8 protein-coding genes and 1 pseudogene are annotated in these 8,753 nt (G+C 73.8%); all 9 read left to right on the top strand.

What is annotated here, in order from left to right:
* Positions 1 to 981 (top strand): DnaJ C-terminal domain-containing protein (locus Q0195_RS01325; protein WP_299273518.1); only part of this gene is annotated, 981 nt, incomplete at its 5' end.
* Complete coding sequence (locus tag Q0195_RS01320) at positions 981 to 1,739, top strand: 16S rRNA (uracil(1498)-N(3))-methyltransferase (protein ID WP_299273515.1); 759 nt, start codon at positions 981 to 983, stop codon at positions 1,737 to 1,739. The genes Q0195_RS01325 and Q0195_RS01320, both read left to right, overlap by 1 nt.
* Before the next feature lie 135 nt (positions 1,740 to 1,874).
* On the top strand, positions 1,875 to 2,882 hold the full coding sequence (locus Q0195_RS01315; protein WP_299273512.1) for a PhoH family protein: 1,008 nt from the start codon (positions 1,875 to 1,877) through the stop codon (positions 2,880 to 2,882).
* The gene (gene ybeY, locus Q0195_RS01310; protein WP_299273510.1) at positions 2,879 to 3,331 is read left to right on the top strand and encodes an rRNA maturation RNase YbeY; all 453 of its coding nucleotides are present in this window, start codon (positions 2,879 to 2,881) and stop codon (positions 3,329 to 3,331) included. The genes Q0195_RS01315 and ybeY overlap by 4 nt, the downstream gene beginning before the upstream one ends.
* A 1-nt stretch (position 3,332) precedes the next feature.
* Positions 3,333 to 4,637, top strand: a complete 1,305-nt coding sequence (locus Q0195_RS01305) for a hemolysin family protein (RefSeq protein ID WP_299273507.1) — start codon at positions 3,333 to 3,335, stop codon at positions 4,635 to 4,637.
* Positions 4,634 to 5,548: a GTPase Era gene (era, locus tag Q0195_RS01300; RefSeq protein WP_299273504.1), complete on the top strand. Its 915-nt coding sequence runs from the start codon at positions 4,634 to 4,636 to the stop codon at positions 5,546 to 5,548. Before Q0195_RS01305 ends, era begins: the two co-directional genes overlap by 4 nt.
* Positions 5,549 to 5,722: 174 nt before the next feature.
* Positions 5,723 to 7,204, top strand: coding sequence for a prolyl oligopeptidase family serine peptidase (locus Q0195_RS01295; protein ID WP_299273501.1), 1,482 nt, complete (start codon positions 5,723 to 5,725; stop codon positions 7,202 to 7,204).
* 87 nt (positions 7,205 to 7,291) lie between these two features.
* A complete protein-coding gene (locus Q0195_RS01290) occupies positions 7,292 to 8,101 on the top strand; it encodes a protein phosphatase 2C domain-containing protein (protein ID WP_299273498.1) in 810 nt (269 codons plus the stop codon).
* 2 nt (positions 8,102 to 8,103) lie between these two features.
* Positions 8,104 to 8,753, top strand: a pseudogene (locus Q0195_RS01285) (hypothetical protein); the annotation flags it as partial.

Raw genomic sequence — 8,753 nt, 5'->3', positions numbered from 1 at the left:
GGGCGCGCCTACGAGGTGCTGTCCAACCCCGAGAAGCGCCAGATGTACGACCTGGGCGGGGAGTCGGCCCTGGGCGGCAACGGGGGCACCGGCGCGGGCTTCGGGTTCTCCGACATCTTCGAGACGTTCTTCGGGGCCGCCACCGGCGCCACCCGCGGGCCTGCCCCTCGCGGCCGGCGCGGCCAGGACGCCCTCATCCGGCTGGAGATCGACCTGCGGGACGCCGTGTTCGGTGTCGAGGAGGAGATCCAGGTCGAGACCGCCGTCCTGTGCGGCACCTGCAACGGCACCTGCACCCGGCCCGGCACGAGCGTGCAGACCTGTGCCGTGTGCGGCGGGCGCGGCTCGGTCCAGCGGGTGGCCCGCTCCTTCCTCGGCAACGTCATGACGACGTCGCCCTGCTCGGCCTGCGGCGGCCACGGCACCACCATCCCCGACCCGTGCCCGGAGTGCTCCGGCCAGGGCCGGGTGCGCACCCGCAAGTCGATCCCGGTGTCCGTGCCCGCAGGCGTGGACACCGGCAACCGGATCAAGCTCACCGGCAGCGGCGAGGTCGGACCCGGCGGCGGCCCGCCCGGCGACCTCTACGTCGAACTGCGGGTGCGGCCCCACCCCGTCTTCGCCCGCCGCGGCGACGACCTCTACGCCCGGGTCCAGGTGCCGATGACGGCCGCCGCCCTCGGCACCGTCCTCCACCTCGACACCTTCGACGGCCCGCAGGAGATCGACATCGCCCCGGGCACCCAGCCCGAGGAGGTCATCACCCTGCCCGGCCTGGGCGTCGGCCGCCTCAACGGGCACGGCCGCGGCGACCTCAAGGTCGAGGTGGACGTCGAGGTGCCCACGGCCCTGGACGACCGCCAGCGCGAGCTGCTCGAGGAGCTGGCTGCGCTGCGCGGTGAGGAGCGGGCCGAGCCCCGGCTCGCCCCGGCCACCAACGGCGTCTTCTCCCGGCTGCGGGACAAGTTCGCCGGGCGCTGATGACCGCACCCGTCTTCCTCGGCGAGCCGGAGGACCTCGCCGCCGCGCGCCCCGGCAGCACGCTCGCCGTGCGCGGCCGCGAGGGCCGGCACGCGGTGACCGTCCGCCGGCTGCGGCCGGGGGAGACCGTCGACGTCGTCGACGGCGCCGGGACCCGCGCCCGCGGCCAGGTCCTCACCGCGGCGGGCGACGAGCTCACCGTCCGGGTCGAGGACGTCTCCCACGAGCCCGAGCCGCCCGTGCGTCTCACCCTGGTCCAGGCCCTGGCCAAGGGCGGCCGCGACGAGGACGCCGTCGAGACGGCGACAGAGGTCGGCATCGACGCCGTCGTCCCCTGGCAGAGCGAGCGCTGCGTGTCGGTGTGGACCGGCCCGAAGGCCGCGCGGGGCCGGGACCGGTGGCGCGCCGTCGCCCTCGCCGCTGCCAAGCAGTCCCGCCGGGCGTGGGTCCCGCACGTCGCCGACCTCGTCCACGGCCGCGCCCTGCTGCCCCGCGTGGAGGAGGTGGTGGCCGCCGGGGGCAGCGTCCTGGTCCTCCACGAGGAGGCGACGACGCCGATCTCCGCGGCCCCGCTGCCGGCCGCGGGCGAGGTGCTCCTCGTCGTCGGCCCGGAGGGCGGCCTGAGCGAGCGCGAGGTGAGCGACCTCGCCGACCGGGGTGCCGTCGTCGTCCGGCTCGGCCCCCACGTGCTGCGCACCTCCACCGCAGGCCCGGTGGCGGCGGCCCTGCTCGCCCAACGGCTGGACCGCTGGGGCTGAAGGCGCACATTCGGGAAGATCAGCGGCGCGGTGGCCGTTACACTCCCGGTACGCCTGACATCGACACCGGGAGGAACTCGGGCCCCCGCGCCCTCGCCCATGCCACACAGCGACGACGCGTCCCAGCCGGACGCGATGCTCCATCACCAGATCACGGTTCCCGACGACGTCCCGATGGTCGCCCTGCTCGGTCGGCGCGACGAGGTCCTGCGGGCGATCGAGGCGGGTTTCTCCGACGTCGACATCCACGTCCGCGGCAACGTCGTGACCTTCGCCGGCCCGGCCGGTGACGTCGCCCTCGCCGAGCGCCTCGTCGACGAGCTGGCGCAGGTCGCCCGGAGCGGTGAGGCACTCACCGCCGACGCCGTCGGTCGTGCCATCCGCATGCTCACCGCACCGACCGCCGAGCGGCCCGCCGACGTCCTGACCTTCGACATCCTCTCCGCGCGCGGCCGCACCATCCGGCCCAAGACGCTGGGCCAGAAGGCGTACGTCGACGCGATCGAGGCCAACACGATCACCTTCGGCGTCGGCCCGGCCGGCACCGGCAAGACCTACCTCGCGATGGCCAAGGCGGTGCACGCCCTGCAGTCCAAGCGGGTCAACCGGATCGTCCTCACCCGTCCCGCCGTCGAGGCCGGGGAGCGGCTGGGCTACCTGCCGGGCACGCTCAACGAGAAGATCGACCCCTACCTGCGGCCGCTGTACGACGCGCTGCACGACATGCTCGAGCCGGAGTCGATCCCCAAGCTCATGGCCGCCGGGACCATCGAGGTGGCGCCGCTGGCCTACATGCGCGGGCGCACCCTCAACGACGCCTTCATCATCCTCGACGAGGCACAGAACACCTCGCCGGAGCAGATGAAGATGTTCCTCACCCGGCTCGGCTTCAACTCCAAGGTCGTCGTCACCGGCGACGTCACCCAGGTCGACCTGCCCAGCGGCACGAGCTCCGGCCTGCGGGTGGTGGAGGAGATCCTCGTCGGGATCGAGGACGTGGCGTTCTGCCGGCTCACCTCGGCCGACGTCGTCCGCCACCGCCTCGTCTCGGAGATCATCGACGCCTACGAGCGGTGGGACGCCGGGCCCACCGGCAACCGCGCCGAGCGCCGCGCGGCGCAGCGCCGGGGAGGCCGGTCATGAGCATCGAGGTCGCCAACGAGTCCGGGCACGAGGTCGCCGAGGAGGAGTTCGCGGCGCTGGCCCGCTACGTCCTCGAACAGCTCCACGTCCACCCGCAGGCCGAGCTGTCGATCCTCTTCGTCACGACCGACGTCATGAGCGAGCTCCACGAGAAGTGGATGGACGAGCCGGGCCCCACCGACGTCCTGTCCTTCCCGATGGACGAGCTGCGCCCCGGCGTCCCGGGGGAGCCGCCGGTCGAGGGCATGCTCGGCGACGTCGTGCTCTGCCCGGAGGTCGCCGCCGCCCAGGCCAAGGCCGCCGGTCACAGCACCGCCGAGGAGCTGCTCCTCCTCACCACGCACGGCATCCTCCACCTGCTCGGCTTCGACCACGCCGAGCCGGAGGAGGAGAAGGAGATGTTCGCGCTGCAGCGCAAGCTCCTCCTCACCTTCCTCGCCGAGCGCTGAGATGGACGGACTTCTCCCGGACATCCCGGAGTGGTGGCTGCTCGTCCTCGCCCTGGCTGCGCTGGTCGTCACGGCCACCCTCGTGGCCGCCGAGTCGGCGCTGCGGCGTATCGGCCGCACCGCGCTGACCGAGCTGCAGGACGCCGAGCGGCCCCGCGCCGCGGCCGTGGAGCGACTCGCCGACGACCGTGAGCGGGCGCTGCCCGGTCTCGTGCTGGCGCGCGTGCTGGCGGAGATGACCACCGCCGTCTCCCTCACCCTCGTCGTCGCCGACCTGCTGCCCGAGTGGTGGCAGGTGCTCGTCGTCGCCGTCCTCGTCGCGGCGGTCCTCATCGCCGCCGTCGCCGGGACCACCCCGCGACGCGTCGGCACCCGCGAGCCCGGCCGGGTGCTCCACGCGCTGCTGCCGTTCGTCAACGTCGTCCTGGCCCTCACGCGGCCCGCGACCGCGCTGGCTGCCGCGCTCACCCCCAAGCCGAGGCTCACCGAGGCCGAGGCACGGGAAGAGGCGGTGGAGGACCTGCGCGACATGGTCGACCGGGTGAGCCAGTCCGAGCAGCTCGCCGACGAGGAGCGCACGATGCTCCAGTCGATGTTCGAGCTGAGCAGCACACTCGTGCGCGAGGTCATGGTGCCCCGCCCGGACATGGTGACGATCGACGCCGGCAAGGCGCTGACCAAGGCGCTGGCGCTGTTCGTCCGCTCCGGCTTCTCCCGCATCCCGATCGTCGGGGAGTCCGTCGACGACGTCCGCGGTGTGCTCTACCTCAAGGACGTGCTGCGCCGCACCCACATGCGGCCCGACGCCGGGGGCGACCCCGTCGAGACGACGATGCGCGAGGCGGTCTTCGTCCCGGAGACGATGCTCGTGGACGACCTCCTGCGGGAGATGCAGGCGAAGAACTTCCACATCGCGATGGTCGTCGACGAGTACGGCGGCATCGCCGGCCTCGTCACCATCGAGGACCTCCTCGAGGAGCTCGTCGGTGAGCTGACCGACGAGCACGACCGTGCCGAGCCGGTGGTCGAGCACCTCGGGGACGGTCTCGTCCGGGTCCCGGCACGGCTGCCGATCGACGAGCTCGGTGAGATCTTCGGCCTCGACCTCGAGGACGACGACGTCGACTCGGCCGGAGGCCTGCTCGCCAAGGCGCTGGGCAAGGTGCCCATCCCGGGTGCGCAGGTCGAGGTGGAGGGGCTGCACATGCAGGCCGAGCGGGCCGGCGGACGACGGCGGCAGATCGCCACCATCCTCGTCCGCGCCGTGGAGGAGTCGCAGGACGCCGAGGAGGGGATGGAGCCGTGACGTACACCTGGCCCGAGGGGTTCCGGGCAGGCTTCGCCTCGCTCGTCGGGCGGCCGAACGCCGGCAAGTCCACCCTCACCAACGCCCTGGTCGGGCAGAAGGTGGCGATCACCTCCGGACGCCCCCAGACCACCCGGCACACGATCCGGGGGATCGTCCACCGGCCCGACGGCCAGCTCGTGCTCGTCGACACCCCGGGTCTGCACCGCCCCCGCACGCTGCTCGGGGAGCGGCTCAACGACCTCGTGCGCGAGACGATCAGCGAGGTCGACGTCGTCGTCTTCTGCCTGCCGGCCGACGAGAAGGTCGGGCCCGGTGACCGGTACATCGCCCGTGAGCTGGCCGGGGTGCGCACCCCGGTGGTCGCCGTCGCCACGAAGAGCGACACGGTGGGCAAGGCACGGCTCGCCGAGCACCTGCTGGAGATCGACAAGCTGGGGGACTGGACCCACATCGTCCCGGTCTCCGCGGTGCGCGGGGAGCAGGTGGACCTGCTCACCGAGCTCCTGCTGGAGCAGATGCCCCAGTCGCCGCCGCTCTACCCGGAGGGCGAGCTCACCGACGAGCCGGAGCACGTGATGATCGCCGAGCTCGTCCGCGAGGCGGCCCTGGAGGGGGTGCGCGACGAGCTGCCGCACTCGCTGGCGGTGGTGGTCGAGGAGATGACCGAGCGGGAGGGGCGCGCGGGCAAGCCACCGCTGCTCGACGTGCGGGTCGACCTCTTCGTCGAGCGCGACTCCCAGAAGGCGATCGTCATCGGCCGCGGCGGCTCGCGGCTGCGGGAGGTCGGCACCCGTGCCCGGCGCGGGATCGAGGCGCTGCTCGGCACGAAGGTCTTCCTCGACCTCCACGTCAAGGTCGCCAAGGACTGGCAGCGCGACCCCAAGCAGCTCGGCCGCCTCGGTTTCTGACGCGCTCGTGCTCCTGGCCCGCGCTCCCGTGCGGGAGCTGCGGTGCGGCCGGGAGCCGGGTCGGGAGGGGGCGCCGGCGGGTGCCGGGTCGGCAGGGCAGGGCCGCCCGCCCGGGAAGGGACCGCCCCGGGTCGGCTTCGCCGGGTGGTCGGTGGGACCGACTAATCTGTCCCGGTGAGGTCCTGGAGGGTTGCGGTCACGGTGCTCGCCGTTCTGCTCTTCGGCTTCATCGGCACCGTCGCCGGGCCGGGCTGGAACCCGCACCCGCTGGACGAGGCACTCGTCGTCCAGTCCCCGGACGTGCGGATCGGCGGGGACGTCGCCACCACACCGGTCGGCACCTACGAGACGCAGACCCACACCTTGACCGTCGAGCTCGACGGTGCCGAGGTGCGGGCCACGATCCACGAACCGGTCGGGGCCCCGGAGGGTCGCCCGGGGATCGTCTTCATGCACGGTGCCGGGACCGCCACCCACGACAACTTCTGGGAGATGACCGAGGCGCTGGCCAGCGCCGGGGTGGTGTCCCTGGTCCCGGACAAGCGGCTGGACAACTACACCGTGCGTTACCGCGACTACCCGGCGATGGCGCAGGACTACCTGCACAGCTGGGAGGTGCTCACCTCCTGGCCGGGTGTCGACCCCGGACGGGTGGGCGTCTACGGCGAGAGCGAGGGGGCGTTCATCGCCCCGGTCGCGGCAGCCGAGAACCCCGACGTCGCCTTCGTCGTCCTGGTCTCCGCACCGGTGGTGCCCGCCCGCGAGCAGTTCGCCCTGGCGACCGACACCTACCTGCGCAACCTCGGCGCACCCGAGCAGCTGCTCCGGGCGGTGCCCCGGCTGCTCGGCAGCGAGGTCCCGGGCGGCGGCTTCGTCTACGCCGACTTCGACGTCAGCCCCTACCAGCAGCGCATGCACCAGCCGGTGCTCATGGTCTACGGCACCGAGGACGCCTCGATGCCCATCGTCCAGGGCCCGGCGACGGTCATCGAGGACCTCGCCGTCGCCGGGAACGACGCCTACACGCTGCGCTACTTCGAGGGCGCCAACCACGGCATCCGCATCGACGGCCGGCTGGCGCCCGGCTTCCCGGACGCCGTGGCCCGGTGGGTGCTCGGCCTGCCCGAGACCGCCGGCGCCGAGCCGCGGATCGCCGGTGGCCAGCCCGAGCAGCGGTTCCGTGCCGAGCCGCTCGACAGCCCGCGCTGGTACGCCTCGGGCGACATGATCGTCCTCACCCTGGTCGGCGGGGTCGTCCTGCTCGTGCTCGGCCCGGCACTGTGGGTCATCAGCAGGGTCGTGCGCCGCCCCAGCGAGCGGCTGCCCTCACCGCTGGCGCGGGCCAGCGCGGCCCTGGCGATGAGCGTGCTGGCGGTGTGGGTGCTGTTCGTCTCCTACCTCCTCGTCGTCGCCGACCTGGCGCTCAACTACGAGCAGAGCCCGCTGGTGGTCCAGGGCGGCTGGCTGGGGATCCAGGTGGTCGCGGTGGGGGCGACAGCTGTCGGGGTGTGGTCGGCGAGCTCGTGGCTGCGGGTGCGCCGCGCCGGGGTGCGCACCGGGACCGTCGGGACGATCACGCTCGTCGGTGTCCACCTCGGCGCACTCGTCCTCATGCTGGCCGCCGGGTACTGGGGAATCTTCCCCACGCTCGGCTGACCGGAGGCGGCCGGGTGCGGCCCGGCCCGACCCGGGCACCGCGCCGGGCAACGTAGGATCCCTGACGGTAACGGCGAGAGGGAACGGATGCAGATCCACTGGGGCGTGGCCACCGACGCGGGTGGGCGGCGGCAGGCGAACGAGGACTCCGTGCTGGCGCAGCCGCCCGTGTTCGCCGTGGCGGACGGGATGGGCGGCCACGCCCGCGGCGACATGGCGAGCCACGCCGCCGTCACCGAGCTCGCGCGCCTCGCGCAGCTCGACCGACCGGTCGTCCCCGAGGATGTCACCGACGCACTCGGCCGGGCCGCCGCACGGATCCGGGAGTCGATGGCCGGGGACGAGTCCGTGGCCGGCACGACCGTCGCGGGGGCCGTCCTCACCGAGCAGGACGGCGAGCCGTTCTGGCTCGTCTTCAACGTCGGCGACTCCCGCGTGTACCGCTGCACGCCCCAGCAGATCGAGCAGGTCAGCGTGGATCACTCCCTCGTCCAGGAGATGGTCGACTCCGGCGCCATCAGCCGTGACGAGGCGCGCCACCACCCGCAGCGCAACGTCATCACCCGCGCCGTGGGCACCGGCCCGCTGCCGCAGGTGGACTTCTGGATGCTGCGGGCCGGCGGCCCGGAGCACCTCGTGCTGTGCAGCGACGGGCTGTTCGGCGAGCTGAGCGACGCCGAGATCGGTGAGGTCGTCGCCGCCGCGGCGCACCCGCACGAGGCGGCCGCGAGCCTGCTCGAGCGGGCCGTCCGGGACGGCGGGGCGAACGACAACGTCTCGGCCGTGGTGGTCGCCGCCCGCGACGAGGACTGCGAGGTGGCCGGCACCGCGCGCCGCGACGAGCACGAGGAGGCGGAGTCGACGCTGCCGCGCGCCGAGGGGAGGCCCGGGGAGTGACGGTGCACGAGTACCGGCCCGGGCAGTGGACGGCGCTGGTGACCGGCGACGCCCTGGCGCTGCTCCACCCGGCCGTCCCGTCGGACATCGCCCGCGAGCTGTGGCAGCTGGCCACCACCGGCAAGCGGCTCGGCGCCTGGGTGGAGTACCTGGCCGCTGCCGGCATCGCCGCACTGCCGTCCTTCGCCATGGTCGAGGCACACCCCGAGGGCATGCGCGTGCTGGTCCGGGGCGAGGTCGAGGTCGAGCTCGGGACACAGGTGGTCTCCGGCCGCGGCTACACCACGTGGCGGGAGGAGGTGCTGCCCGCCGCGGACGTCACGATCCGCGCGGACGCCGGCACCGAGGGCTGGCTCCCGGTCACCGGCGGCATCGTCCGCGCCGCGGCGGCACGCCTGGTCGTCGTCCCCGCCGCCGCACCCGCGGTGGGGGAGGAGGACGAGGACGTCGAGCTCACCGTGGCCCGGATGCCCGCCCTGGCGGCCGCGGTCGGCGTGCTGACGACACCGCCGGGCAGGCCGGGGCAGGAGCCTGCTCCGGACGCGGCGGTGACCGAGGGGGCCGCGGGTGACCACGCGGCGGTGACCGCGGATGAGCCCGCGGGTGACCACGCGGCGGTGACCGCGGATGAGCCCGCGGCGGCGTCGGCCAC

The organism is uncultured Georgenia sp. (assembly GCF_937958535.1).
Classification (GTDB): Bacteria; Actinomycetota; Actinomycetes; order Actinomycetales; family Actinomycetaceae; genus Oceanitalea.
Note: the sequence above shows the minus strand (reverse complement) of the source record. Positions and strands in the feature narration are given on the sequence as shown.